Here is a 24843-nt window from a genome sequence, read left to right on the forward strand (position 1 = left end):
CTGCCCCAATCGCGCCAGCGCAAGCATGGCGCTGCGCTTAGCGGCAGGCGCCAATGCGGCGCCCCTCCGCCACGAAGACGAAGGGCGCGCCATCGGCCACACCTTGCGAGCTGATCTGTATCAGCCGCGCGGTTTCGACGCGCAGGTCGGTGCGGCCATTGCCCGCCGCCGCGCAATCATAGGTGATGCTGGCGGCCTGGACTTCATCGCTCACCACGAAGCTGCGGCAGGAGGCGCGGGCATGGCGTATCTGCAGCAATTGGCGCACGTCCGATACGCACAGCTTGCGGGTCTCCGCGCCCTTGCCCCGGCCGCGCAATTCCCATTCGCCCGGTTCCAGCGTCTGGAGCGCCGCGAGCTTTGGCGCATCCGCCGCACCGGCCCAACCTGCCGTCGTCAGCGCGACCGCTGCTGCAAGCGAGCGCCAAACCGCCTTTCCCATGATCTATGTTCCCATCAAGGGTCACGCGCCATCGGGGCCGCAACCATCCCTGTCCGCCATGCCGTAGGATTACGGCATTTTGATAGCGCGAACCGGCTGCGCTGCCCAAATTACAAATATCGTTAGCGTAACGACGCCGCGTCAGGCGAAGCTGTCGACCCGAAGCGGGAAGAGCCGTGAGCAGAAAGAGCAATCGACGCCGATGATGCCCTGCTCGTCGGCCATTTCGGCGCGATCATCGGGCGAGAAGCGGCCGATGACGTCGCGGATATGCGACAGGTCGCAGCGGCACCCCTTGGCCAGCGGCGTGGGGTCGGTCGCGCGCACTTCCTCTTCCTCATGGAACAGCCGCCAGACGATGTCGCTCAACGGCAGCGACGTGTCCGTCAGTTCCTCATCCTTGAGCGTCACCGCGAGCGCCTGCACATGCTCCCATTCGGGGTGATCATGGCGGACATGCAGCCGTTCGCGGCCGACTTCGCCTTCGGGCAGATGCTGGAGCAATAATCCGGCGGCGTAGCAGCCCTCACCGGGTTCGTGCCGGGTAGCGATGCGGATCACGCTGGGGATTTGTTCGGACTGGAAGAAATAATGTTCGGCCGCTGCGCCCAGCGAATCGCCGTCCAAGGGCACGATGCCCTGATAGCGTTCGCCAGTGACGGACTGGTCGAAGGTGATGGCGAGATAGCCCTTGCCGAACAGGCCGAACAAGGTCGGGTCAGGGCCAAGTTCAGCAAGCCGGTCGGCATCGAACTTGGCATAGCCGCGCAAATCGCCATTTTTATAATCGGCGACCAGCAGGCGCACGACGCCATGTTCGGTCTGCGCCTGCATCGTGAGTTGCCCATCGGCCTGCTTGAGCGTTGCGCCGAGCAGCGCCGCCAGCACCAGCGCCGATGCCAGCAGCCGCTCGATCGCCGGGGGATAGGCATGGGCGGCCAATACCTCATCCAGCACCGGCCCAAGCCGCACGAGGCGACCGCGCGCGTGGCGCGAGGCTATGGTGAAGCCGATGGCATGGTCGACATGGGGGGCGATAGTCACATCAAGGCTCCGGTGATCCCGCAGGCGATGGCGCGGGGCGTAAGGCCGCATCGGACGATGCGGGCGAGCCGCCTAGATAGGAAGCCCGCCCGTAAACTCAACCAAGATGCCCCAAGGCCCAGAGCAGCACCGATTTCTGGGCATGAATGCGGTTTTCCGCCTCGTCCCAAATCAGCGATTGCGGGCCGTCGATGACGTCGGCGGTCACTTCCTCGCCGCGATGCGCGGGCAGGCAATGGAGGAATTTGGCCTGCGGCTTCGCGCCCGTCATCAGCGCGGGTGTCACTTGATAGGGCATCATCGCGGCCAGCTTTTCCTCGGCATGGGCCTGCCCCATCGAGATCCAGGTGTCGGTTACGACGATGTCCGCGCCGGCGACCGCCTCTCCCGCATCGCGGGTCAGGCTGATGCGCGCGCCCTGCGCCTGCGCCGCCGCCGCGAAAGAGGCGTCGGGTTCATAGCCCTCCGGCACGGCGACGCGCACGTCGAACTTGAGCAGCCCCGCCGCCTCGATGATCGAGTGCAGCACATTATTGCCATCGCCAAGCCACGCCCATTGGCTGCCGGGCAAGGCCACGCCATGTTCGACCACGGTGAGCAGGTCCGCGACGATCTGGCAGGGGTGCGACAGGTCGGTCAGGCCGTTGATGACGGGGACGGTCGCATAATGCGCCATTTCCTCGATCTTGGCGTGGTCGTCAGTGCGGATCATGATGGCGTCGCACATGCGCGACAGGACGCGCGCCGTGTCGGCGATCGTCTCACCACGGCCGAGCTGCGTCGTGGCCGAATCGAGGATCAGCGACGTGCCGCCCAGTTGGCGGATCGCCATGTCGAAGGATACGCGGGTACGGGTCGAATTCTTCTCGAAGATCATCGCCAGTGTATGACCGGCCAGCGGTGCATCGGCATCGACGCGCCCCTTGGGCCAGGACGCTCGTGCGGCCTTCCGGTCGATGGCGTTCGCGATCATCGCGGCAATGGCGTCGCCGCCTGCGTCGGAGAGATTCAGAAAATGCTTGGTCATATTAACTACCCATCAGCCGTTCGGGCTGAGCCTGTCGAAGCCCTGCACTTTCCTAAAAGACAAGTGGAGCCCTTCGACAAGCTCAGGGCGAACGGAGGTCAGTCTTAAGCCGCCTTGGCTTCAACAAATGTCCGCGCACCGGCGGAGATTTTCTCGATGGCTTCGGCGATGTGGCTTTCCTCAATGACGAGGGGCGGCAGGATGCGCAGCACATTCTGCCCGGCCGACACGGTCAGCAGGCCATGATGGTCGCGAAGATGCCCCACGAAGCTGCGGGCGTCGTGGCTGTCCTTGAGCTTCACGCCCAGCATCAGCCCCATGCCGCGCACATCCTCGAACATGTCGTCATGATTGGGGATGAGTTGTTCCAGCGCGGCGCGCAGACGTGCGCCCATCGCGGTGACATGGTCCAGAAACCCGTCGGTCAGCACTTCCTCGATCACCGTCAGGCCCACTGCCATGGCGAGCGGATTGCCGCCATAGGTGGTGCCATGGGTGCCGAACACCATGCCCTTGGCCGCGTCCTCGGTGGCGAGGCAGGCGCCCAGCGGGAAGCCCGCCCCAATCCCCTTGGCGACCGCCATGATGTCCGGCGTGATGCCGAACTGTTCATGCGCGAAGAAGGTGCCGGTGCGGGCATAGCCGCACTGGACCTCATCCAGAATCAGCAACAGGCCATGCTCGTCGCAGGCCTTGCGCAGGCCGACCAGGAACGCCTTGGTCGCTGGCGTCACACCGCCTTCGCCCTGCACCGGCTCCAGCAGGAAACCGGCGGTGTTGTCATCGATCTGCGCCAGCGCGGCGTCGAGATCGTTGAACGGCACGACGGTAAAGCCGGGCAGCAACGGTTCGAAGCCGTCGCGCATCTTGGGCTGGCTGGTGGCCGAGATCGTCCCCAGCGTCCGCCCGTGAAAGGCATTGTCGAAGCTGATGATCTTATGCCGGTGGGCGTTGCCATTGGCATAATGATAGCGGCGCGCGGTTTTGATCGCGCACTCGACCGCTTCCGCGCCTGAATTGGTGAAGAAGACGGTGTCGGCAAATGTGTTGTCGACCAGCTTCTGCGCCAGCTTCTCCCCCAGCGGCATGCCGTAGAGGTTTGACACATGCATCAGCGTCGCGGCCTGATCGGCGATCGTCTTGACCAGCTTGGGGTGGCCGTGCCCCAGCAGGTTGACCGCGATGCCGCTCGCGAAATCGAGATAGCGTTCGCCGCGTTCACCGATCAGATAGCAGCCTTCGCCTCGCACCGGACGGACATCGCACCGGGGGTAAACGGGCATGAGCGGCGTAATCGACATGAGCCTTCCCTTTCTGGCTTGATGCTGCGCGTCCTGGGCGCAGGAGATATAACGCAAAAAGGCGACCCCGCCGGGCCGCCCTCTGCGAGCATCGCCTATACAGGCGGCTTGGAAGGGGTGCAACCCCGCAACCTAAGCCAGTCCGATCGCGCTGGCCTTAGCCGATCTGGTTCCAGGCGTCGGCAATCTCCGCGATCATGGCGCGGGCCTGATCGACCGGTTCTGCCACCCGTCCCTTGGCCCCCACCAGCAACAGGCGGCGCGCCTCGCGATAAATTTGTGCGAGACCCAGCGCAACGTCGCCGCCCTTGTCATGGTCCAGGCTCGATTCGAGCGCGAAGAGGATCGACATGGCACGCGCCTGCTTGTCCGACACCTGCATCCGGTCGGCCTGCCGTTCGGCGAGCGCGGCGGCGTCCAGCGCCAACAGCAGCTCGTCGAACAATATCCTGACCAACGCATGCGGCGTTGCCCCTTCGGTCCGGCTGCCCGAATGCACCGCTGCATAGCGACGCGCGGCGCTGGCCCCTGCATAACCCTGATTGTAGAACATGGTCCCGTTCGTCCCCGTTAACTGTCGCTGTTGTTCCACATCTCGATCTGCTGTTCGAGATAGCTTTGCGTAGCCTTGAGCGCCGTCAGGCGCGTTTCCATCTTGGAATAGACGGTCGTGAGCTGCGCTTCGTAACTGGTCATCTGCGTGTCGAGCTTTTCGAGCTGTTCACTCAAGGATTTGGCCAGCGCCTCATATTTTACCTGCGCCTGCGCCAGCGCACCGTCCTTGACCTGCACCCGGTCGCGCACCGCATCCATCATCCCGGCGAGGCCTGGGTTGGTCGCGGTCGCGACCGCCGGATTGAGCATCTGGGTGATCGCCGACGGATCGGCGGCAATCGCCTTATCGAGGACGTCAGTGTCGAGCTTGAGCGTGCCATCGCGATTGGTGGCGACGCCGATGTCCGACAAGGTGCGATAGGTGCCGCTGCTGGTCAGCGCGGTGGAGGTCATCTGCGACAATTGCCGCTTCATGTCGCGGATCGACGCTTCGCCGTTCAGGACACCGGACGAGGCGGAATCCGCGCCCGTGCTGGTCGATGTGTTGAGCGCCTTCATGAGCGTATTATAGGCATCGACGAATTCGACCATCAGATCGCGCATGGTCGTCGTCGGTTCGGTCGACGCCAGCGTGACCAGCGTGCCCGGCACAGCCTTGTTCAGGTCGATGCGCAGATGGGCGATCGCCGTGTCGATCGTGTTGCTGGCATAGCGCTGCTCCACGCCATCGAGGCTGATGATCGCATCCTTGGGCGTCGCCATCGACGCCATCGTCGCGCTGTCCGTGCCTTCCCAGGCGAATTTCGCCAAGTCCGTACCGCTGACCGAAGCCAGCGAAAAATCATTGGCCGCGCCGGTGGCGCCCTTCATCACCAGCCGCGTCCCCTGCGTATCGGTGATTACCGATGCGGTAACGCCCAGGCCCGCCTCGTTGATGGCGGCGGCAAGGCCTGAATAGCTGTTATTGGCGGCGGTGATGCTGATCGTCGCGCTCTGGCCGCCCACGGTCAGGGTCATCTCCCCCTCCCCCACGGCCGTTGCAGCGGTAGCGCCCACAACCGGGGTCGATGCCAGCGTGCGGGCCGAGGCAAGTTGCTTGACTTCTAGCTGGGCGGGCAGACCCATCGGCACGCCACCCGGCAGCAAGCCGACCGTAGCGATGCTGGGATCATTGGAGGCGGGCGTCCCGGCATAGCCGGTGCCTGCCAGCAGGCTGTTCAATGCATCGGCGAAGGTGTCGATCGAACTGGAGGCCGAGGCGAGCGCGGAGATGCGCGCGCTGTTCAGGCTCTGCCGGTTGGTGATGACCTCCTGCTTGGGATCACGCGTGGCAGCGACCAGGCTGGAAACCAGCGCCTTGGTGTCGATACCCGATCCGACGCCGAGCGCCGTGGTAATGCTGCTGCTGACCGATGCCATTGCGTCGTCCTTTCAGAGGAGAGAACGGCGCTAGCGCGAAGACCTTTAGGAATGATTTGCGAGGGAACTGATCAGTTGGCCGAAGCGACGATCTGATCGACGACGCCGCGCGAAACATGCGCCTGCGCGGCATGGCTGTAGGCGGCACGATCGACCATGCGACGCGCGATCACGGCGGCATGTTCGATCGCTTCCTTGCTGGCAGGGGGCAGCGGCACCAGGATGATCGGCCGGGCCAGCATCGCGTCGATGGACCGCGCCGCGCCATCGACCGACGTGCCGCTGTCCAGGTCGGCCAATATATCGGCGATGCGGGCGTGGATTTCGACATATTCGGCAGCGCTGGCGACATCCTCGTCCACGCTCGCCACATCGATCTGTGGCATCGACGCACGGGCGTCGCGGTCGGGCGATGGGGCGGATCGCCCTGCTGCAATCGGCTGAACGGCCTGCGCAGACGAGATGGCGCGTGGCGCGGTCCGATCGACCGGCGGCAACTCGATACGGGTAAAATAGTCGCTCATGACGCACATCCTAATGCGTCCCCATGAAGAGAATACGGACGAGCGCGGCTAAACTTTAATTCACTTTGTTATTTTTTACGCGCGCAAACAAACGCCAGGCGAGCAGCGGCGGTAGCAAGGCCGGGCCGGGAATACCGGCACTGCCCGCTACGATCTGAACAAGCGGCAGAAAGAAGATCGCAAGCAGCAGCGGTCGATCGCGTTCGCATGGCAGCAACAGGGCGGCCATGATCGCCAGCGACAAGCTGTCATAGGAAAGCATATAGGGCGTCGCAGCCACGGCGCAGGCGAGAAACAAGGCGTTGGCACTTATGTCGGCCGCATCGGGCTGCCGATGGAAACGCAGCCAAACAAGCGCCGTCGCCAGAAGGGACAGAGCGGCCTGGGCTGCTCCCGCCACGCCGCTGCCAAATTCAGCCGACCGCAAGTTCATGAATAAAGTCGGCATGAATGGCCCGGCCAGATGATCCGGATCAGACAGGATCAACGATTGATTCGCAATGCCCTGGTCCAGATAGACGCGCCATATATCCGATCCCCATAGCAACACCGTCAGCCCAGCGAGGCCAAGCGTGACCGCTCCTGCAGCGCAAATGGCGCGCCAGTTGCCGGTGGCGAGCAGCATGAGAGGAAAGAGCAAGCCTAATTGCGGCTTCACCGTCAGCAGGCCGAGCAGCATCCCCGCAAACCAGGGGCGGCTTTCGCGCCAGTGCAGCACAGCCAGGATAATAGCTGCAGCGAGCGCGGCAAACTGGCCCGACATCATGCCGAACACCGCTGCAGGACAAAGCAACAGCACGAGAATCAAGCGCGCGTCACGCGTCCACAAACGCAGGGCGGCGGCGAGTGTGACTGTCCCAATCAGCGTCCACAGCAGCAGCGCGACACCGTAGGGCAACAGGCCGAACGGCGCGCCGACCAGCAAAGTGGTGGGCGGATAAGACCATTGCTGGCCAGGATAGCCCGGCCCGACAAGCGCCGCGACGGTGTTGGCATAGGTCGATAGATCGTAAAGCCGGGCAGGGTCGCCCGCCCAGGCAGCGCGCCCGACGATCCACAGATTCAGAAAATCGCGGCCAACGACCAGTCCGGTTCCGTCACGCCAAACGCCCTGCCCCGCCGACAGCGTCAACACATAATAAGGGACATAAAGGCCAACGAGCAGGAACGCGGCCACGCGCAGCGTCGCCCACGGATCACGGGGTTCAGGATTTGCGACCATCGGCATCGAAGCGCAGATCGTCGGGTACGGTGATGAAGGGGCGGTCCATTTCACTCGCCATGCGATTTTCGACACGGAAGACGAAAGCGAGGACGGTGGCGACGGCCATGTAGAGGCCTTCATTGACGACCTGCCCGGCGCGCGACGTGAAATAGATGGCGCGGGCGAGGTCGGGATATTGCAGGATGGTGACGCCATTCTGCTCCGCCAGTTCGCGGATGGCGGCGGCAATCGCATCATTGCCGCGCGCGACCACCACCGGCGCGGCATCCACGCCCGGCTTGTAGCGCAGCGCGACCGCGAAATGGGTCGGGTTGGTGATGATGACGCTGGCTTCGGCCACCGCCTGGCGGGTCGATCCGTTCAGCACCTCGAACTGGCGGCGGCGGATCTGGCCCTTGAGTTCAGGCGAGCCTTCGCTTTCCTTATGCTCGTCCTTCACATCCTGTTTCGACATGCCGAGCCGCTTGGCGCGCTGCATGATCTGCGCCGGGACATCGATTCCCGCGATCAGGAACAGCCCCCCCGCCATGACCAGGCAGGTGAGGATGAACATATTGCCAAGGTCGGCGATGGCAGGACCAATACCCATCTTGCCCAGCCCCGTAATTTCGGTCAGCCGGTCCCAGACCATCCAGATGCCGATAGCGCCGAGCAGGCCGATCTTGGCGATGGACTTCATCAATTCGATCAGCCCCTGCGCGCCGAACATGCGCTTGAGGCCCGAAGCGGGATTCATCTTCGACGCCTTGGGCGCGAAGGCACCAGGGCGGAAGCCGAGCGATCCCAGCAAGGCCGGGGCAGCGATCGCGGCCAGGAAGGTCGCCAGCATCACGCCCGCCACCGGCAGCGCGATGCCGGTCAGCAGGTCCAGCCCGCGTTGGGCCGGGGAGAAATCGGTAATGTCCTCGCGCCGGAAGCGCAGCGCCTCGACCAGCATGTCGGACAGGGAGTCGATCAGCGATGGACCGGTGACCGCGAGCCAGCCGATACCCGCCATGACCACCATCGCCGTGCCCAGTTCGCGCGACTGGAGAATGTCGCCCTTCTTGGCGGCATCATCCAGCTTCTTCTGGGTCGGTTTCTCGGTCTTTTCGCCGCCCTCATTGCCGCCTGCCATGGCTATTGCCCCTCCGCGATCATGCGGGCCTGCTCAAGTCCCGCCTTGATCGAGGCGGTCATGCCTTCGGCCATGATCGGGACGGCCATGGCAAGGAGGATGAGGCCCGCCATCATCGCGACCGGCATGCCGACGGCGAACAGGTTGAGCGAAGGCGCGGCGCGCGCCAACATGCCCATGACAATCTGCACCAGCACCAGCGCAAAGGCGACCGGCAGGGCGACGGTGACGCCCGCGCCCAGCAATGCGCCGCCAAATTCGATCATCCGCCAGATCGTATCGTTCGACAGCATCGCCGCGCCCGGCGGGATGGCCTGATAGCTTTGCACCACGAAGCTGGCGAGCAGCAGATGCCCGTCCATGCCGAGCAGCAGGAAGGTGGCGAGGATGGAGAGGAAGGTGCCCAGCACCTGGGTCGATTGGCCAGACGAGGGATCGACCATCGCCGCGAAGTTGAGGCCCATCGCATTGCCGATCGTCTCCCCCGCGACGAAGGCGGCGGCATAGCCAATCTGGACGGCAAAGCCGAGCGCAAGGCCTGCCATCACTTCGCCCGCGACCATCATCACGCCTTCGAAACTGGCGACGCCATCCTGCGGCAGGGTGATGGTGACGCTGTTGAGCGCGGCGAGGCCGAGCGCGAGCGCGAGGATCAGGCGAAGCTGGAGCGGCACGGCGGGCGCGCCGAAGACGGGCGCGGCGATGAAGGCCGCGCCGGGGCGGATCATCGCGATCAGCCAGACCCACAGCTGCGCCTCCACCCCCGCGAAGCCGGGGGCTATCATTGCAGCAGGTCCGGAATGCGATCGAATATCTCGCGGGTGAAATCGGCGATCAGCACCATGATCGATCCGCCGAACAAGGCGAGCATGGCCCCAACCACCAGGATTTTGGGGATGAAGCTCAACGTCTGTTCATTGATCGAGGTCGCTGCCTGAACCATGCCGATGATCAGGCCCGCGATCAGTGCGGGCAGCAGGATGGGGGCCGCCGCGAGGGCCGTGATCCACAGCGCCTGTTGGGCGAGGCCCATGAAGAAATCGGCGTTGTCCATCGGGATTAGAACCCCCGCCCCGTTCGCTTCGAGCGTGTCGAGAAGCGATTGCGCGAACGGTTCTCGACTTCGCTCGAACCGAACGGAAACAGGTGACGACCCACGGTCATGTCGCGAACGACCCGGCCAGGCTGCCCATGGTCAGCGCCCAGCCATCGACCAGCACGAACAGCAAGAGTTTGAACGGCATCGAGATGATGGTCGGGGACAGCATCATCATGCCGAGCGCCATCAGCGTGGAAGCCACGACCAGATCGATGATGAGGAAGGGCAGGAAGATCATGAAGCCGATCTGGAAGGCGGTCTTGAGTTCGCTGGTGACGAAGGCTGGGAGCAGGATGGTGAAAGGAATGTCGGCGGGCGTGCGGAAGGCGGGGGCTTCGGCGAGGTTGGCGAACAGTTTGAGGTCGCTCTCGCGGGTCTGCTTGGTCATGAAACCGTGCAGCACCTTGCCCGACCGGCCGACCGCTTCCTCGATCGTGATCTGGCCCTTGCCATAGGGATCGAAGGCGAGACCGTTAATCTGGTCGATCGCGGGACGCATCACGAACAGCGACAGGAAAAGCGCGAGGCCGACCAGCACCTGATTGGGTGGCGTCTGTTGCAGGCCCAGCGCCTGGCGCAGCAGCGACAGGACGATGATGATGCGGGTGAAGCTGGTCATCATCAGCACGAGCGACGGCAACACCGTCAGCAGGCTCATGAGGATCAGGATTTGCAAGCTGAGCGAGAGCGACCGGCCGTCGCCGGAAATCTGGCCCATGGCGCGGCCTAGCGCGCCGCCATTGTCGGCGGGGGCGGCAGGCGCCGCCTGCGCGAAGGCAGGGTTGCTGACAAAGAGCAACGCCAGCACAACCAACAACGTCATTCCCGCGAAGGCGGGAATCCATCTCCCAGCCTTGCATCTGGTGGCAAACGTCGGGAGATGGATCCCCGCCTTCGCGGGGATGACGGATACGGGGTTAGCGCAGGCGCGCATGGTCGCCTTCCGCGATCTTTTCGATCCGGCCGCGCGTGACCGACAGCAATATCTTCTTGCCCTCGAACTCGACCACCGCGAGCTTGCCAAACGCGCCCATCGGCAGGGCTTCGAGCAGCTTGAGCGAACGGTCGCCCTGCTGGCCCATCATGCCCGGTTGATATTTGCGCCACAGCCACAATGCGCCAAAGGCCATGCCACCGACCAGCGGCAGGAGGATCAGCAGTTTAACGAAATACCAGAACATGATGGAGCCGCCCGCGCTTCATGGTTAATTGGCCCAAGCGATCCGCAGTTTCGATCCGCAAGGCAAGCGCAAAATCGATGCGGTGCGATCAGCCGCGCCGTTCGATGCCTGCAAGCCGGGTTTCGGTCGCCGCGATGTCGACGATGCGGATGCCATAGCGGCCATTGACCGTCACCACCTCGCCCTTGGCGATCAGCGCGCCATTGACCATTATGTCGAGCAGATCGTCGGCCTGGCGATCCAGTTCCACGATACTGCCTTCGGCCAGGTCCATGACTTCGGCGAGCCGCAGCGAGGTCGATCCGACCTCCACCGACATGCGGACCGGAATGTCCGCCAGCAGCTTGAAATGACGATTATTCGTCATCCGGCTGACGGGATCTTCGGCGCGCTCCATCCGGGGGGCTTCGCTCATATCGCTCATTGGTCGGATCCTTGTACGAGTTTTTCAATCTGGAAGGCGGCGCGGCCATCCTGTTCGCCGATGCTGCCATGGGCGACGATGCGGTTGCCCACGATCAGCGGCAGCGAGCGGCCGATCGTGACGGGAATGACATCGCCGACCTTCAATTCCATGAGGTCGGAGACGGAAAGATGGGGCCGGGCCAGCACGGTGCGCGCGGGCAGGCGAATGTCGCGCATCCGCCGGACGATGCGCCCCTGCCATACGGGATCACATTGCTCGTCGTCGGTGGGCAGCTTCGATCCCATCAGCGCTTCGACCGCGCGCAGGGCGGACAGCGGAAAGACGAGATCGATCGGCCATTCCTGCTCACGGGTCAGGCTGACGGTGAAGCGCTGGACGACCATCTGGTCGGCGGGCTGGGCGCTGGCGGTGAAACCGACGCCGGTTTCGCGCATGACGAGGCTGGCATCGAGCGGGAGGACGTCGCTCCACGTCTCGACGAGGCGCGCGATGATGGCGTCGGCCAGGCGGACGATCAGCCGGTCTTCGGTGGGGGTAAATTCGCCGCGCGAGGGCAAGGGCCGGTTGCCAAGACCGCCATAGAAGCAATCGACCAACGTCGAGATCATGGCGGCGTGCATATGCAGCAGCACCTGCCCCTTGAGCGGGAGCAGGCGATAGACGGACAGGCTGGCAAAGGCAGGCATGGCGGCCGACCAGGCGCCCATGTCCATCAATTGCGTCTCGTGCGCGGCGACATGGGGGCGCGTGCCCGATATCGGTTCGATGAGCGTGCGCATGCGCCGGGCGAGCTTGTCGCCCAGCCGGTCCAGCCCCGACAGCATCACCGGTGCTTGTGAATCCCCCCGCCCGAAGGCGTAGGTTTGTACGTCGTCCATGATTGTCCCCAGCCCTTCGGACCGGGGGACTTCCCGGCCTTCTGGACGGTGCTATTGAATAACGAAATTGGTAAAATAAACGTTATCGACGCCGCCATAACCCGTTTTTTGCTTTAAAATATCGTTTATTATCACCTTGATCTTCGCTTGGAGCGCCTGCTTGCCCTTGGGCGTCGCCAGCATCTCTTCGGGCTGCTGGGCGAGCATCATCAGCACCTGGCTGCGGATCGCCATCTCGTGCGTCTTGATCGCGTCGATCACCCGCAGGTCATAATAGGTCGATACCGCCAGCGAAATCTGAGCAAAGGCGTCGGTGTCCGTCATGTTGGACGTGAAGGGCGTCTGCAGCTGGAAATAGGTCGCCTGATAGGCGGTGGGGTTGGCAGGCGGCGGCAAATCGATGCCTTTGCCATGCGCGCCGCCATGAGCCGCTGCCGCATCGCCATGCGGCGCGGCATGCGCCTTGGCGATATCCTCGGCGCTTTCGCCGGCCAGCACCAAAACGGGTTTGTTGGGATCTTCCTTTGGCCCTTCATCCTTCGGGTTGAAGAAACCGGCGGCATAGAGGCCACCCGCTGCGCCCGCGCCGCCGATCAACATGGCGATGACGACCAGCAGGATCATCTTCATGCCCCCGCCCTTTTTCTTCTTCGCCTTTGGTTCGTCGCTCATTCTTCCTGTCCCCCAGGCTCAAGGCCGATCATGCATAGCGCGCGCGAACGGCGTCGCGGGTGTTGTCGCCCGCCTCCGCATGGTTAAGAACGGCCGCATCGTCGGCGGCTTTATGCGATTGCCCAATATTTTCGCGCGCCTGCCAGCGGCCCTGGCCCTGCCCCTGAAAGGCGGGCTGGCCTGCCTGCTGCTGATGCTGCTGGCCCGGCGCATTCTGTCCCGACGGATCAGGGCGAGTGGCGTCCGTGGCGGCGGGCGCGCGCTCGATCTTCACTTCGCTGATCTTCACGGCAGCAAGCCCTGCATCGAGGCGCAGGCGGTCGCCATCCTGGCGCAGCGCCTGTTCGGCAAGGTCGGTAGCGACGGTCAGGGCGACGCTTGCGCCTTTGTCGCCCTGCTGGATATCGACCTGGATCGGGCCGAGCGTGTCGGCATTGATCTGAAACCGGCCCTGCGCGCCATTGGCCGAGAGGCCCGCAATGTCGCGGGCCAGGCTGTCGATCCACTGACCCGACACGCCCATATCTACCACTTGCGCGCCAAGGCTGGCGGACAGGTCAGCGACGGGTGCCGTGGGCAGGACCGGGGCGAGTGCGACGGGTTGGAGCGTGATCGGCGTCGGCACGGCTGCAGGGTCGGCACGCGACATGCTCGACAGCGGAGCCGTAGCCTCCCGATCGGTGTCCTGGCGCTGCACGGCTTCCGTCGGCTGCGGAGAGGCCGCGCGGCCAGTCATATGATCGCGCACCAGTTGCAGCAGCGATACCGCCTCGGCTTTGACGGGCCCTTGCACCGGTGGCGGAGCATCGGGGGTCAGTGTCGGTAGCGGAGCGGCGGCAACGTCAGTGGCCGCGATGCTCTGGGGCGCGGTGGACGCGACGGGGCTGGCAACCGGAGCCGGGCTTGGGCCGCTGACTGTCGTCGTTGAACGGGGTGTGGCGGGAGGCACAGGAACGGACTGCACCTTCGCAGGTCCGGCGGCGGCTGGGGCGGCTGGGGCGGCTGGGGCGGCTGGGGCGGCTGGTGCGGCTGGGGCGGCACCAACCTCCATTGGAACGGTCGGTTGCGCGGGTGCGAGTGTAGCCGTCGTGATGCGCGCTGCTAGGGGTGCCGGTGCCTCGGTATCCACCGGCGAGGCGTCAGCGACGATGGGCGGCGCAGGGGTCGGAAGAGCGGGCGGTGCAGCCATGCCGGTCGCGGCGACGGTCGGGTCTGGCAGCGGCAACGGGGCGGCGGGCTGTTCGGCCACGGCGTCCTTAGGCAATGGCCGATCGGGACTGGTAGCAGCGAACGGCGCAGCGCCGTCCGGTTGCGCGGGGTGGACTGCATCGGTTTGGCTGACCGGTTCGGCCGATCGGATCGGGGCTTGAAGGGACGGCTGGACTGGCGTCGCGAGAGGGATTGCCGCGTTCTGCGCCGGGGCTGCCGCGTCGGAAACGGACAGCGAAGCGGACAAAGGTTCGGCGTTTTCAGGCCCGGCTGCCACGTCCGACTCTATGTCCGTTTCGCTGTCCGTTTCGCTATCCGTTATTGGTGTGCGGACTGGCGCCGCGGCCGCCCTGACGGACGAAACGGACGCGGCGGCGTCTGGTGCGGTGGCCGGTTGGATCGCAGGCGACGCGGGCGTCGTGACCATCGAAGGGCTGTCCGCCGTCTGCTCGATCGGCGATCGATCGACAGGCGATGGGCGTGTAGGCGCGGCGGCAGGTCGCGCTGCGGCGGGCGCTGCCTCAGGCTGCGGCGCGGCGGGCGCGTCTTGCGTTTCCTGGGGCGGTGTGTCCGTCGCTGCCGGTGCCGGTGTGATGCGCGGATCTTTGGCGGCGACGCCGGGCCAGGCTGGCACCATAGGGCTAGGTGCCATGGTCGGCGTCGCGGATTGCGGCTGGTCAGGCTGGACGGGCGCGGATGAAGACTGTCCGCTCTGCTCAGGCCGGGGCGGTTGAACGGGCGTCGCCGCAAACGCAGCGGCAGGCGCAGGCGTCGTAGCATCTGGAACCGAGGGCACGGCGTGGGGCGTGGCAGGCACGGCTTCTGCGGCTAAGACCGGTGTTCCTGGCACGGAGATGGGGGTGCTGGGCGTCGCAGACGCTGCTCCCGACGCTAGGCTCGGTCCGTTGGGCGCTGCAATTACGGCGCTTGGCGTCGTCGCTGCCGCGCTCGGCGGGGCGGTCGCTGCGTCGAGCAGCTGCGCGAAGTCGGGGGTGCCGGGCATTGGCGCGACGCCCCCGCCCTTCCCTGTCCCACCGGCGGGTGTCGGGAAGAGCAAGGCCTTGATAGAGGCGAGCATCGTCATGTCAGGCATCCCCCGTCCGCTGCATGCGGCGATAGCGCGGCAAGGCCGCCAGCTTGTTTTCGCGCCATTCTTCAAGGTTCGCGCGGGCGCGGTCCTTGAGGCGGGTGGCGATTTCCTTTTCGCGGTTGGCGGCGAGCGTCACGCCTTCCTTGGTCTCCACCTTGCGCCGCGCGTCGTAGAGCGCGCCGTCGAGCTGGCGCCCTGCCTGTTCCAGCCGGGTGGCAAGTTCCTGCATGGCGGCGAAGGACGCGCCGGTGGCGGCGCCTTCGGTTTCAAACAGTTCGTAGCGAACCTTGTTGAGCCGCTCGATATTGCGGGCCAGGCCATCGGCCTCGTCGCGCGCGCGCGCGGTTTCGGCGACGGCCATGGCATGTTGGACATGGCGCACGCGCAGCACGCGATGGCGGCGGGATACCAGCCCCTTCATGCGCCGAACCCGGCTATCAGCGCAGCGGCGCTGGTGTCGAGGTCGATGCGGCTTTTCTGGTCCTGCCGAATGAAGTCGAGCATTTCCTGCCGGCGCTGCACGGCTTCGTCGATCACCGGATCATTGCCGGGGCGATAGGCACCCATCAGGATGAGATCGCGATTTTCCTCATAAGCAGCCCAGAGGCGACGATAAGTGGCGGCGGCCATGCGATGATCGTCCGGCACCACATCGGCCATGACGCGCGAGAGGGATTTGCCGACGTCGATGGCCGGGAAGATGGATTGTTCGGACAGGTGCCGCGACAGGACGAAATGGCCGTCCACGATGGCGCGGGCCGCGTCCACGATCGGATCGTCCGTATCGTCGCCATCGGCCAGCACGGTGTAGAGCGCGGTGATCGAACCGCCGGTACGAGCGTCCACCCCGGCTCGTTCGACCAGGCGGGGAATGAGCGCGAGGGCAGACGGCGGATAGCCCTTCATCGCGGGCGGTTCGCCCAATGCCAGGCCGATTTCGCGCTGGGCATGGGCGCAGCGGGTCAGGCTGTCGATCAGCAGCAGCACCTTCTTGCCACGGGCGCGGAAATATTCGGCGATCGCGGTAGCGCGCGCGGCGGCGCGCAGGCGCAGCACCGGGGGATGATCGGCAGGCACGGCGACCACGATGCTCTTGTGCATCGTGTGTTTGAGCTTGGTTTCGAGGAAGTCGCTGACTTCGCGGCCGCGCTCGCCAATCAGGCCAACGACGACGATATCGGCTTCGGCCCCGGCGATCATCTGGCCCATCAGCACGGATTTACCGACCCCAGAGCCTGCGATGATGGCGATACGCTGACCGCGCCCGGCAGTAAGCAGCGCGTTGACGGCGCGGACGCCGAGATCGAACGGTTCGGTGACGCGGCCGCGATCGAGGACATTGCCCTTGACGCCATTCAAGGGCCAGACGCCGCCCGCGATGATCGGCCCCTTGCGGTCTAGCGGCTGGCCCATGGCATCGACCACGCGGCCGATCAGCCCTTCGCCCACCTGCACCATATTGGCCTGGCTATCAGGTTCGACCCGCGCACCATTTTCGAGCGGCGCGTCGCTGTCGAGCGGCACCAGCAGGGTACGGCCGCCGCGAAAGCCCGCGACTTCGGCGCGCGCGATCGTGCCGTCGCTGGCGATCACCCGCGCGCCCGCGCCGATCGGGCGGCGAAAGCCGGTGACTTCGAGCATCCCCGCATCATGGCTGACCAGACGGCCGACATGGCGCGGCGCGCGGTTCTGCACCTGCAAATGGTCGAACAGGGTTTCGGCCTGGGCCAGCGCGGCGCGGATCAAGGCCTGCCCTCCATATCATCGAGCAGTGCGCGCAGGCGCGAGAGGCGCACGTCCGGGCCATCCTCGACCCAGCCTTCGGCGGTTTCCAGCCGGACGCAGCCGCGCTGCATCGCCTTGTCGGGCACCAGCTTCACGCCGATCTGTTCGCCTTCCAGCATGACGATATCGTCGGGATGGAGGTGGAGCGCGCCCTTTTCGTCATTATCCTCGATGAAGGCGGCGACGGTGTCGCAGCGCTGCACGAGGCGTTCGATGTCGATCTCGACCTCGCCGACAATCTGTTCGACCAGGCGGACCACCGTAGCGGAGAGCATGGTGGAGAGCATGCCGCTGGGCGCGGGCGCGAGCGAGGCCAGCGATTCCGCCAGCCGTTCGCGGATTTCCGTGTCGGCACCATGGGCTTCGGCGGTGATGCGGCAACCTTCGTCGAAACCGAGCGTGAAGGCTTCCATCCGCGCTTCTTCGACCAGATCGACCACGGGTTCGGCGTCCGCCATGGCGGCGCGGATCGTCGCGGTCTGCGCGCCGGGATGGGCGGTGTAGAGGCTGCGGAAACCGCTGCTCTCGCTTTGTACGAAACCGGCGACCGCGACTGGCGCGAAATCGCGGGCTGCTTCGGCACCCCAAATCCTAGACAAAGTCATTCCCCTTGCCACCGAGCATGATGGTGCCTGCATCCGCCATGCGGCGGGCGGTGGCGATGATCAGTTTCTGCGCTTCCAGGACTTCGGCGAGGCGGATGGGGCCGCGCTCTTCGATCTCGTCGGCGATCGCCTGGGCCGCTCTCGCGGACATGCTGCCGAAAATCTTGCCCTTGAGCATGTCGTTCACGCCCTTGAGCGCGACGACCAGAACGGTGTTGTCGATGGTCCGCATCAGCGCGCCCAGATTCTTGTCGTCCATGTCCACCAGATTATCGAAGACGAACATCTCCTCCTCGATAGTCTGGGCAATCATCTTGTCGCGCTTGGCGACGGCCTTCATGATACGCTGCTCATTATCCTTGCGGACATTGTTCATGATCGCGGCCGCTTCGACCGTGCCGCCGCGCTGCGAGGCGGCACCCTGCTTGCCGACCGGACCGCGCATCAGCAGTTGCTCCAGATCTTCGAGCGCCTCGTTCGACACCGGCCCCAGGGTGGCGATGCGATAGACGATCTCCTCCTGGTATTCGGACGGCAGCAATTGCAGCACGTCGGCGGCGACGGGTGCCTCCAGATGGGCCAGCACGATCGCCATGATCTGCGGATGCTCCGCCTCGATCAGCACGGCGATTTCCTTGGCATCCATCCATTTGAGCATTTCAAGCTGGGTGGAGCGGGTCGGCGGGGTGATGCGCGCCAGGATGGTTTCAGCCCGTTCCTCGCCCAGCGCCTTGGTCATGGCACCGCGAATATGGCGGGTCGCGCCATAGCCGATGGTGGTGCGCTTCTTGGCCTTGGCGACGAAATGGTCGAGCGCTTCGTTGACCTCTTCGGGATCGACATCGGCGACATCATACATGGCATAGCCAAGCTGGCGCACTTCCTCCGGTTCCAGCCGGGAGAGGATTTGCGCGGCTTCATCCTCGTTGAACAGCATCAGCAGGACGGCGGCGGCGGCGCTGCCCTTGAGCGCTTCGGGGCGACCGGGAACGATCTCAGGCATTTTCCTTCTTCCCCTCCTTGAGGAGGTCGCGGACGACCAGGGCGGCCCGGTCGGGATCCTGCTTCACGAAGTTGCGAATGAGGTCGGCGCGCTGGGCATAGTCATAGGTGGAGGAGATCATGTCGAGCGTGACCGGCCGTTCGGGATCGGGCGCTTCGACCACCTGCTTGGTGAGTTCGGACGAGATTTCCCGGCCGATGCGCTGGCCTTCCTGCGTGGTCTGCTCTGCGGCGGCAGCCTGGGCGGCGGCGCGGCGCTTGAGCAGCGGGCGGCCGATGCCGAAGACGAGCAGCAGCGCGACCAGCAGGGCGGTGCCGTTGCGCACCAGCGGGTTCATCCAGTCGGATTCATACCAGGGGATGACGGTTTCGGGCGTCTTGAGGAAGCTGCGCGAGGAGAGCGCGACCACGTCGCCGCGCGTCTGGTCGAAGCCGACCGCGCCCTTGACCAGGGCTTCGAGCGCAGCGATTTCCTGTGCGGTGCGCGGCTTGCCGTCCGCGCCGGTGTCGAGCGCCACGGCGACCGACAGGCGCTTGACGGTGCCGATCGCATCCTTGGTCACGGACACTTCACGGCCCAGTTCAAAGCTGCGGTTGAAGGTTTCCTCGGTCTTCATCAGCGGATTGGGCGGGGTGCCGGGGGTCTGCGCAGCGGTTTCGCCCTGCTGCACGGCCTGGCCATTGGGGTTGGTCTGGGTGACGGTCGGGTTGACCGGCGCCTGGTTGGTGAGCGCACCGGGGATGCCCGACGCTTCGCCGCCTGTGCCCTGACCCCGCGGGTCGGATGCCCAAGTGCCCTGTTCGACGCGCAGCCGCGCTTCGTCCTGCGGAAAGGTTTCGCGGGTTGCCTGCCGCTCGGCGAAATTGAGTTCGGCATGGACTTCGGCGGAGAAATTGCCCTGGCCGAGGATCGGGGTGAGCAGCGCGATCACCGACTGGCGATAGCGATCCTCGATCCGGCCCTGGATCGAGAGCTGGCGATCATCGGCGGCGTCGCCGTCATTATTGCTGAGCAGGCGGCCATTCTGATCGACCAGCGAAATCTGGTCGGGCGAGAGGTCGGGAATGGAGGACGCGACCAGATGCACGATCGCGCTGACCTGCGCATCGGTGAGCGTGCGGCCCTGTGCCAGCCGCAACATCACGGAGGCAGACGGCTTGGCGCGGTCGCGCAGGAAGACGCTGGGCGGTTCGACGGCGAGGTGAACCTTGGCGCTTTCGACGCTGTCGATCGCCTCGATCGTGCGGGCGAGGTCCATTTCGCGGGCGGAGCGCAGCTTTTCGCCCTCGACGGCGCGCGAGGCGCCCATCGGCAGGCTGTCGATCATGCTGTTGCCGTCGGGCGCGCTCTTGGGCAGGCCCTGGGCGGCGAGCATCATCTTCGCCTTGAAATAATCATCCTCCCCCACGGTCATGCTGCCGGACTTGTCGAAGTCGAAGGGGATGCCGGCCTGCTCCAGCACTTGCGCGACGGCCGATTTGTCGGCGTCGGGCAAGGCGCGGAACAGGTCGCGCTGGGGTGGTTCGCGCAGCGCCAGCCAGGCAAGGCCCGCCAGCGCGACGACGCCGAGCATGCCAAGCAGCGGCAGGCTCTTGGCGACCGCCGGTTGCTGGATGAGGCCGGTGAAGCGCGCCTTGAGCGCCGCCATGCCGGTGAGGCCGTTGCGGGCCGCCGAAGCGGGGGCCGGGAGGGCGGGCTTGCCGCCGTCGATGGTGAGTGCGTTCTCGCTCATGATTTAGACCGGCATGCTCATAATGTCCTTGTAGGCGGACAGGAGTTTGTTGCGGACCTGAAGGGTCGCTTCGAAGCTGACCGATGCCTGCTGCTTGGCCAGCATGACCGCGGCGATGTCGGTGGTTTCGCCGCGTTCGAAAGCGGCGGCGGCCTCACCGGCCTTGCCCTGCAGGCCGTTGACCTGTTGCAGCGCGCTGCTGAACGCCTCGGTAAAGCCACCGGGCGCGGTGCCCTGGGCCGCGCCTGCACCGCCGACCGGATTGGTCGAGCCGATGTCGCGCAGCGCGGCGTTCTTTTGCAGGATGGCGTTGCGGATCGCCATCACGCTGTCGGTCGGGGAAATGCCGTTCATATCCTATCCTCCCCCTTATGCCGCAGCCAGCTCGCGCATTTCGGCGAGCCGATAGCGCAGCGTGCGTTCCGAGATGCCGAGCTTGCGCGCGGCGGCGGCGCGGTGGCCGTCCGTTTCGCGCAGGGCGCAGCGGATGGCTTCGAGCTTGGAATGGCGCGCGACGTCGCGCAGCCGGATGGGTTCGGCGGGCAGCTGGATCGGCGCTGTGGCGCGGAAGGGCGTCACCATCTGCGCCGCGCCTGCCAGATGCAGGTCATCCGCCTCGATCCGGTCGCCATCGCGCAGGACCAGCGCGCGCTGGAGGATGTTGCCGAGTTCACGGGCATTTCCGGGCCAGCCATGGGCGGCGAGCTTGTCGAGCGCGGCGGCGGTCGGCCAGACGAACCCGGCCTTGCCGCCATCCTGATGACGCAGCAGCATCGCGGCGGTGATCGCGCTGATGTCGCCGCGCCGCTCGGCGAGCGGGCGCAGTTCGAGCGGCATGACGTTGAGACGCCAGTAGAGATCTTCGCGGAAGCGGCCTGCGGCACATTCCTGCGCCAGGTTGCGGTTGCAGGCGGCGATGATGCGGACATTGACCGGCACAGCATGGGTCGCGCCGACGGGCAGCACTTCGCCTTCCTGCAGCGCGCGCAGCAGCTTGGCCTGGAGCGCGAGGGGCAGTTCGGCGATTTCGTCGAGGAAGAGCGTGCCGCCATCAGCCGCGAGGAACAGGCCTTCGGACGCATTGGCCGCGCCGGTGAAGCTGCCCTTGCGATGGCCGAACAGCATCGCTTCCATCATGGTTTCGGGCAGTGCCGCGCAATTGACGGCGATGAAGTCGTGGCCCGACCGGCCCGACTGGGCGTGCAGGAAGCGCGCCATGCCTTCCTTGCCGGTGCCGGTGTCGCCCTGGATCAGGACCGTGGCGTCGCTGCGGGCGACCCGCCCGGCGAGCGTCATCAGCCGGACGCTGCCGCTGTCGCCTACGGCAGGGACGGCAGCGGGGCGCGCCAGTTCGGCGATCAGCGCGAAGGCGAAGCCCATGTCGGCAAGACCGAAAGCGACGCGGGCGGGCAGGCCATTGGCCGCCGCGACCAGCGAAGGTGCGCCCTCGATCAGATTGATGAGAATGTCGCGATGGGTCGCATGGCCGATTTCGGTGGCCAGCAGCACGCGGCGGCTGTCCTTTTCACGCGGGCTGGCCGCGTCGACGATGCGCACGGTAAAGAGAGCGTTTTCGAGCCAGTGCTGCAGACCCGGAACGAGCGCGCAGACTCCACGGCTCACGTCGAGCGATGACATGAACAAAACCCCAATAACTGGTCGGCTTGTGCCCCCGCACGCCCCAGACCCCTTCGATGGTTCAAGCTCTATATTTATGTGGTTATCAGATGGTTAACTTTGCCATCCAGTTGCCGCCGACCGGCAATTTTATTCCGGCAAGGCGGCAAAGACGCCGTCCTTTGTCCTACGCGCGCGCGTGGTAGCCAGGGAAATTGCCCTTTTTCAGAAAAATCGACAGCGGCGCTAAAGGCCGGTCGCTGCCCGCCGTTATCCCCTTTCGAGGCCGCAGACGCTCCATGGCAGCGACCTGATTGACACTGAAAGGGAACACCATGACTGTTATCGGAACCAACACCGCCGCTCTCCGCTCCGCCAATGCCTCGTCGATGGCCAGCAAAGGCCTGACCAACGCAATGGAGCGCCTGTCGACCGGCAAGCGCATCAACAGCGCCAAGGATGACGCCGCCGGCCTCGCAATCGCTTCGACCATGACGTCGCAGATCAAGGGCATGACCCAGGGCATCCGCAACGCCAATGACGGCATCAGCCTGGCGCAGACCGCGGAAGGCGCGCTGAACGAAGTCAGCAACATGCTGCAGCGTATGCGTGAACTGACCGTGCAGCGGAACAACGACACCAACAGCACCGAAGCCGTTGCGAACATCGACGCGGAAAAGGATCAGCTGGCCGTCCAGATCAACGACATCCTGACCAAGACCGAATTCAACGGCAAGGCGCTGTTCCCGACGACCGCAGACGCCGTGACGATCCAGGCCGGTGCCAACGACACCGACACTGTGACCATCACGCTGGAAGCCATCGACGTGGCCGACGTGGCCAGCGCGACGGAAGCGGAAGACGCCGCCACTCTGGCAGACTTCGACACCGCGCTGCAGACGGTTGCGACCGCCCGCGCTACGCTCGGTGCCGTGCAGAACCGCCTGGAATCGTCGGTCAACAACCTGACCAACAACATCACCAACCTGACCGACGCGCGCAGCCGCATCGAAGACGCCGATTTTTCGGCCGAAACGACCGCGCTCGCCAAGCAGCAGATCCTGAGCCAAGCGTCGACCGCGATGCTGGCGCAGGCCAACCAGAGCCAGCAGGGCGTCCTGAAGCTGATCGGCTAAACCAATACCCCATTGGTCGGCTGAGGTCTGGTCACCTGACAGCCGCCCATAGGCGCCCGGCACATCACAGTCCCCACCGTGCCGGGAGCCACAACTTCGATCGAACGACCAGCATCAGAAGCCTCCGTCCCCCCGGGCGGGGGCTTCATCGCATATGCAGCATGGGGGGCTTGGTTTTGCATGACAGGCTCGCCATGGTGAAACCATGACCCAGATTGACCGGCGCGCGATGATCGCTGCCACGGGCGCTGCCCTCCTCCTCCCCCGCGCCCTGCACGCGCAAACGCAGGCCGCCCCCTTTTCCTGGGAGCGGCTGATCGGCCAGGCGCAGCGGCTGGCGCGCGCGCCCTTTGCCGAAACGCCAGCCCATCCGGGTGCCGCCAAGATCGATTATACCGCGCTGCACGAGGCGCGCTTTCGCGAGGAACGGACTTTGTGGGGCGACCTGCCGGGCGATACCGGCATCCGCTTTTTCCCGCTGTCCGCCACCGCGCCGCAGGCGGTCGAGATCGCGATCATCGAGCAAGGCCGGGCGACCCCGCTGCGCTATGATCCGGCCATGTTCGATGCGCCGGCGGGCAATCCGGTGACGGCCCTGCCGAGCGGCGCTGGCTTTGCGGGTTTCCGCATCATGAATGCCGCGCGCGACGGCGACTGGCTGTCCTACCTTGGGGCGAGCTATTTTCGTGCGCCCAGTCCGCAAAAGCAATTCGGCCTGTCGGCGCGGGCGGTCGCGATCAATACCAGCATCCAGGGCCGCGAGGAATTTCCGCGCTTCACCCATTTCTGGCTGGAGCGGACGGGGCCGAGCAGCGTCACCATCTTCGCCCTGCTCGATGGGGCGTCGATTGCCGGCGCGTTCCGCTTCGTCAGTCGGCTGGACAAGGACGGCGTGCGGCAGGACGTGACCGCCGCCCTGTTCCCTCGCCGTGCCATCCCCGAACTGGGGTTGATGCCGATGACCAGCATGTTCTGGTATGATCAGGCCAACCGGACGATCGGCACAGACTGGCGGCCGGAAATCCATGATTCCGACCTATTGTCGATCGCCAGCGCCGATGGCACCGCCCATGCCCGCCCGATCGTCAATCCCACAGCGCCGATGGTCAGCGCCTTTGCCGAGCGCGATCCCAAGGGGTTCGGGCTGCTGCAACGCGACCGGGATTTCGACCATTATCAGGACGATGGCGTTTTTTATGATCGCCGCCCGACTTTATGGGCCACGCCCGCCCGGCCGCTGGGCGCGGGCGAGGTGCGGCTCTACGCCTTTCCGACCGACAGCGAATATACCGACAATCTGGCGGCCTATTGGACGCCCGCCGCTGCGCCTGTGCCGGGCAAGCGGATCGACCTTTCCTACAAGCTTGACTGGACAGCCGACCGTTCGCCCGCCGCGACCAGCATGGCAATCGTCGAGAATGTCTGGCGCGGACGCGGCGATCAGCCCGACATCGCGCGGCTGGTAGTCGATTTCGCCGGTGTGGCGGAGGGTAGCAAGCCCGACCTGTGGGTGGACATCGCCAACGGCACGCTGGTCAAACAGGCGGGCTATCCGGTTCTGGGGCGCAAAGGCCTGTATCGCACGGTGCTGGACCTGCGGCGCAGCGGCGGCGGCGCGGCGGATGTGCGGTTGCAATTGCAGGCCAGCGGCCGCGCGGTGAGCGAATATGTGCATTACCCCATTGGCGGATGAACGGAACCGTTGGCGTAACGAACGGTTCAGGCCGTTGGGTGAAACGCTATGGGTCTGGATGA

At 65.2% G+C, this 24843-nt stretch carries 26 protein-coding genes; 2 read left to right on the forward strand and 24 right to left on the reverse strand.

Features of this window, described 5'->3' with window-relative positions; translation table 11 throughout:
- Window positions 1-37: 37 nt before the first annotated feature.
- From SxD43FB_RS16910 to SxD43FB_RS17030, 24 genes are all read right to left on the reverse strand, one after another.
- Window positions 38-442 carry a hypothetical protein gene (locus tag SxD43FB_RS16910; protein ID WP_096063193.1) on the reverse strand — a complete coding sequence of 135 codons (405 nt, stop codon included), beginning with the start codon at window positions 440-442 and terminating at the stop codon, window positions 38-40.
- A gap of 141 nt (window positions 443-583) precedes the next feature.
- Window positions 584-1486 (reverse strand): Hsp33 family molecular chaperone HslO, encoded by a 903-nt coding sequence (locus tag SxD43FB_RS16915; protein ID WP_255245776.1) that lies wholly within the window; start codon window positions 1484-1486, stop codon window positions 584-586.
- A 97-nt stretch (window positions 1487-1583) separates the two neighbouring features.
- Window positions 1584-2513, reverse strand: a complete 930-nt coding sequence (argF, locus tag SxD43FB_RS16920) for an ornithine carbamoyltransferase (protein WP_096063195.1) — start codon at window positions 2511-2513, stop codon at window positions 1584-1586.
- A gap of 104 nt (window positions 2514-2617) precedes the next feature.
- Window positions 2618-3814, reverse strand: coding sequence for an aspartate aminotransferase family protein (locus tag SxD43FB_RS16925; protein ID WP_096063196.1), 1197 nt, complete (start codon window positions 3812-3814; stop codon window positions 2618-2620).
- A gap of 157 nt (window positions 3815-3971) precedes the next feature.
- Window positions 3972-4367, reverse strand: coding sequence for a flagellar protein FliS (locus SxD43FB_RS16930; RefSeq protein ID WP_096063197.1), 396 nt, complete (start codon window positions 4365-4367; stop codon window positions 3972-3974).
- Window positions 4368-4384: 17 nt separating this feature from the next.
- Window positions 4385-5788, reverse strand: coding sequence for a flagellar filament capping protein FliD (gene fliD, locus SxD43FB_RS16935; protein ID WP_037476221.1), 1404 nt, complete (start codon window positions 5786-5788; stop codon window positions 4385-4387).
- Between the two features lie 71 nt (window positions 5789-5859).
- The gene (locus SxD43FB_RS16940; RefSeq protein ID WP_037476220.1) at window positions 5860-6312 is read right to left on the reverse strand and encodes a hypothetical protein; all 453 of its coding nucleotides are present in this window, start codon (window positions 6310-6312) and stop codon (window positions 5860-5862) included.
- A gap of 55 nt (window positions 6313-6367) precedes the next feature.
- Window positions 6368-7540, reverse strand: a complete 1173-nt coding sequence (locus SxD43FB_RS16945) for a glycosyltransferase family 87 protein (protein ID WP_255245777.1) — start codon at window positions 7538-7540, stop codon at window positions 6368-6370.
- Window positions 7518-8654, reverse strand: coding sequence for a flagellar type III secretion system protein FlhB (locus SxD43FB_RS16950; RefSeq protein WP_096063198.1), 1137 nt, complete (start codon window positions 8652-8654; stop codon window positions 7518-7520). Before SxD43FB_RS16950 ends, SxD43FB_RS16945 begins: the two co-directional genes overlap by 23 nt.
- Before the next feature lie 2 nt (window positions 8655-8656).
- Window positions 8657-9439 (reverse strand): flagellar biosynthetic protein FliR, encoded by a 783-nt coding sequence (gene fliR, locus SxD43FB_RS16955; protein ID WP_037476218.1) that lies wholly within the window; start codon window positions 9437-9439, stop codon window positions 8657-8659.
- Complete coding sequence (gene fliQ / locus SxD43FB_RS16960) at window positions 9436-9708, reverse strand: flagellar biosynthesis protein FliQ (RefSeq protein WP_037476216.1); 273 nt, start codon at window positions 9706-9708, stop codon at window positions 9436-9438. The genes fliR and fliQ overlap by 4 nt, the downstream gene beginning before the upstream one ends.
- Window positions 9709-9814: 106 nt before the next feature.
- Complete coding sequence (fliP, locus tag SxD43FB_RS16965) at window positions 9815-10576, reverse strand: flagellar type III secretion system pore protein FliP (protein WP_037476215.1); 762 nt, start codon at window positions 10574-10576, stop codon at window positions 9815-9817.
- 94 nt (window positions 10577-10670) lie between these two features.
- Complete coding sequence (locus SxD43FB_RS16970) at window positions 10671-10934, reverse strand: flagellar biosynthetic protein FliO (protein WP_037476212.1); 264 nt, start codon at window positions 10932-10934, stop codon at window positions 10671-10673.
- A gap of 88 nt (window positions 10935-11022) precedes the next feature.
- Window positions 11023-11358 carry a flagellar motor switch protein FliN gene (fliN, locus tag SxD43FB_RS16975; protein ID WP_037476210.1) on the reverse strand — a complete coding sequence of 112 codons (336 nt, stop codon included), beginning with the start codon at window positions 11356-11358 and terminating at the stop codon, window positions 11023-11025.
- Window positions 11355-12239 (reverse strand): FliM/FliN family flagellar motor switch protein, encoded by an 885-nt coding sequence (locus tag SxD43FB_RS16980; protein WP_096063199.1) that lies wholly within the window; start codon window positions 12237-12239, stop codon window positions 11355-11357. Before SxD43FB_RS16980 ends, fliN begins: the two co-directional genes overlap by 4 nt.
- 51 nt (window positions 12240-12290) lie before the next feature.
- Window positions 12291-12911, reverse strand: coding sequence for a flagellar basal body-associated FliL family protein (locus tag SxD43FB_RS16985; protein WP_096063200.1), 621 nt, complete (start codon window positions 12909-12911; stop codon window positions 12291-12293).
- Window positions 12912-12939: 28 nt separating this feature from the next.
- Window positions 12940-15204: a hypothetical protein gene (locus tag SxD43FB_RS24850; RefSeq protein WP_141249530.1), complete on the reverse strand. Its 2265-nt coding sequence runs from the start codon at window positions 15202-15204 to the stop codon at window positions 12940-12942.
- A 1-nt stretch (window position 15205) separates the two neighbouring features.
- Window positions 15206-15631: a hypothetical protein gene (locus SxD43FB_RS17000; RefSeq protein ID WP_096063203.1), complete on the reverse strand. Its 426-nt coding sequence runs from the start codon at window positions 15629-15631 to the stop codon at window positions 15206-15208.
- On the reverse strand, window positions 15628-16956 hold the full coding sequence (locus SxD43FB_RS17005) for a FliI/YscN family ATPase (RefSeq protein ID WP_096063204.1): 1329 nt from the start codon (window positions 16954-16956) through the stop codon (window positions 15628-15630). Before SxD43FB_RS17005 ends, SxD43FB_RS17000 begins: the two co-directional genes overlap by 4 nt.
- Entirely contained in the window at window positions 16953-17600 is a 648-nt protein-coding gene (locus tag SxD43FB_RS17010) for a flagellar biosynthesis protein (protein WP_069065224.1), read from the reverse strand. The genes SxD43FB_RS17005 and SxD43FB_RS17010 overlap by 4 nt, the downstream gene beginning before the upstream one ends.
- A complete protein-coding gene (gene fliG / locus SxD43FB_RS17015; protein WP_037474054.1) occupies window positions 17587-18603 on the reverse strand; it encodes a flagellar motor switch protein FliG in 1017 nt (338 codons plus the stop codon). The genes SxD43FB_RS17010 and fliG overlap by 14 nt, the downstream gene beginning before the upstream one ends.
- Complete coding sequence (fliF, locus tag SxD43FB_RS17020) at window positions 18596-20335, reverse strand: flagellar basal-body MS-ring/collar protein FliF (RefSeq protein WP_096063205.1); 1740 nt, start codon at window positions 20333-20335, stop codon at window positions 18596-18598. The genes fliG and fliF overlap by 8 nt, the downstream gene beginning before the upstream one ends.
- Window positions 20336-20338: 3 nt before the next feature.
- Window positions 20339-20689 carry a flagellar hook-basal body complex protein FliE gene (gene fliE, locus SxD43FB_RS17025; RefSeq protein WP_096063206.1) on the reverse strand — a complete coding sequence of 117 codons (351 nt, stop codon included), beginning with the start codon at window positions 20687-20689 and terminating at the stop codon, window positions 20339-20341.
- A gap of 15 nt (window positions 20690-20704) precedes the next feature.
- Window positions 20705-21973: a sigma-54 dependent transcriptional regulator gene (locus tag SxD43FB_RS17030; protein WP_096063207.1), complete on the reverse strand. Its 1269-nt coding sequence runs from the start codon at window positions 21971-21973 to the stop codon at window positions 20705-20707.
- A gap of 314 nt (window positions 21974-22287) precedes the next feature.
- Here SxD43FB_RS17030 and SxD43FB_RS17035 point away from each other — a divergent pair, with 314 nt between their 5' ends.
- Together SxD43FB_RS17035 and SxD43FB_RS17040 are read left to right on the forward strand one after the other, a co-directional pair.
- Window positions 22288-23088 (forward strand): flagellin, encoded by an 801-nt coding sequence (locus SxD43FB_RS17035; protein ID WP_096063208.1) that lies wholly within the window; start codon window positions 22288-22290, stop codon window positions 23086-23088.
- Between the two features lie 205 nt (window positions 23089-23293).
- Window positions 23294-24781: a glucan biosynthesis protein gene (locus SxD43FB_RS17040; protein WP_096063209.1), complete on the forward strand. Its 1488-nt coding sequence runs from the start codon at window positions 23294-23296 to the stop codon at window positions 24779-24781.
- The last annotated feature ends 62 nt before the right edge of the window (window positions 24782-24843 follow it).

It is taken from the genome of Sphingobium sp. D43FB (assembly GCF_002312805.1).
Taxonomy (GTDB): domain Bacteria; phylum Pseudomonadota; class Alphaproteobacteria; order Sphingomonadales; family Sphingomonadaceae; genus Sphingobium.

What these genes read in the sequence shown, in the direction of transcription:
- SxD43FB_RS16940 (WP_037476220.1), bottom strand. Translation starts at nt 6,312, where the DNA reads ATGAGCGACTATTTTACCCGTATCGAGTTGCCGCCGGTCGATCGGACC.
- fliN (WP_037476210.1), bottom strand. Translation starts at nt 11,358, where the DNA reads ATGAGCGATATGAGCGAAGCCCCCCGGATGGAGCGCGCCGAAGATCCC.
- SxD43FB_RS16985 (WP_096063200.1), bottom strand. Translation starts at nt 12,911, where the DNA reads ATGAGCGACGAACCAAAGGCGAAGAAGAAAAAGGGCGGGGGCATGAAG.
- SxD43FB_RS16970 (WP_037476212.1), bottom strand. Translation starts at nt 10,934, where the DNA reads ATGTTCTGGTATTTCGTTAAACTGCTGATCCTCCTGCCGCTGGTCGGT.
- SxD43FB_RS17000 (WP_096063203.1), bottom strand. Translation starts at nt 15,631, where the DNA reads ATGAAGGGGCTGGTATCCCGCCGCCATCGCGTGCTGCGCGTGCGCCAT.
- fliE (WP_096063206.1), bottom strand. Translation starts at nt 20,689, where the DNA reads ATGAACGGCATTTCCCCGACCGACAGCGTGATGGCGATCCGCAACGCC.
- SxD43FB_RS16950 (WP_096063198.1), bottom strand. Translation starts at nt 8,654, where the DNA reads ATGGCAGGCGGCAATGAGGGCGGCGAAAAGACCGAGAAACCGACCCAG.
- fliD (WP_037476221.1), bottom strand. Translation starts at nt 5,788, where the DNA reads ATGGCATCGGTCAGCAGCAGCATTACCACGGCGCTCGGCGTCGGATCG.
- SxD43FB_RS16945 (WP_255245777.1), bottom strand. Translation starts at nt 7,540, where the DNA reads ATGCCGATGGTCGCAAATCCTGAACCCCGTGATCCGTGGGCGACGCTG.
- SxD43FB_RS16925 (WP_096063196.1), bottom strand. Translation starts at nt 3,814, where the DNA reads ATGTCGATTACGCCGCTCATGCCCGTTTACCCCCGGTGCGATGTCCGT.
- fliG (WP_037474054.1), bottom strand. Translation starts at nt 18,603, where the DNA reads ATGCCTGAGATCGTTCCCGGTCGCCCCGAAGCGCTCAAGGGCAGCGCC.
- fliP (WP_037476215.1), bottom strand. Translation starts at nt 10,576, where the DNA reads ATGACGTTGTTGGTTGTGCTGGCGTTGCTCTTTGTCAGCAACCCTGCC.
- fliQ (WP_037476216.1), bottom strand. Translation starts at nt 9,708, where the DNA reads ATGGACAACGCCGATTTCTTCATGGGCCTCGCCCAACAGGCGCTGTGG.
- SxD43FB_RS16910 (WP_096063193.1), bottom strand. Translation starts at nt 442, where the DNA reads ATGGGAAAGGCGGTTTGGCGCTCGCTTGCAGCAGCGGTCGCGCTGACG.
- SxD43FB_RS16930 (WP_096063197.1), bottom strand. Translation starts at nt 4,367, where the DNA reads ATGTTCTACAATCAGGGTTATGCAGGGGCCAGCGCCGCGCGTCGCTAT.
- SxD43FB_RS24850 (WP_141249530.1), bottom strand. Translation starts at nt 15,204, where the DNA reads ATGACGATGCTCGCCTCTATCAAGGCCTTGCTCTTCCCGACACCCGCC.
- SxD43FB_RS16980 (WP_096063199.1), bottom strand. Translation starts at nt 12,239, where the DNA reads ATGGACGACGTACAAACCTACGCCTTCGGGCGGGGGGATTCACAAGCA.
- argF (WP_096063195.1), bottom strand. Translation starts at nt 2,513, where the DNA reads ATGACCAAGCATTTTCTGAATCTCTCCGACGCAGGCGGCGACGCCATT.
- SxD43FB_RS17030 (WP_096063207.1), bottom strand. Translation starts at nt 21,973, where the DNA reads ATGTCATCGCTCGACGTGAGCCGTGGAGTCTGCGCGCTCGTTCCGGGT.
- SxD43FB_RS17035 (WP_096063208.1), top strand. Translation starts at nt 22,288, where the DNA reads ATGACTGTTATCGGAACCAACACCGCCGCTCTCCGCTCCGCCAATGCC.
- fliR (WP_037476218.1), bottom strand. Translation starts at nt 9,439, where the DNA reads ATGATAGCCCCCGGCTTCGCGGGGGTGGAGGCGCAGCTGTGGGTCTGG.
- fliF (WP_096063205.1), bottom strand. Translation starts at nt 20,335, where the DNA reads ATGAGCGAGAACGCACTCACCATCGACGGCGGCAAGCCCGCCCTCCCG.
- SxD43FB_RS17010 (WP_069065224.1), bottom strand. Translation starts at nt 17,600, where the DNA reads ATGACTTTGTCTAGGATTTGGGGTGCCGAAGCAGCCCGCGATTTCGCG.
- SxD43FB_RS17040 (WP_096063209.1), top strand. Translation starts at nt 23,294, where the DNA reads ATGACCCAGATTGACCGGCGCGCGATGATCGCTGCCACGGGCGCTGCC.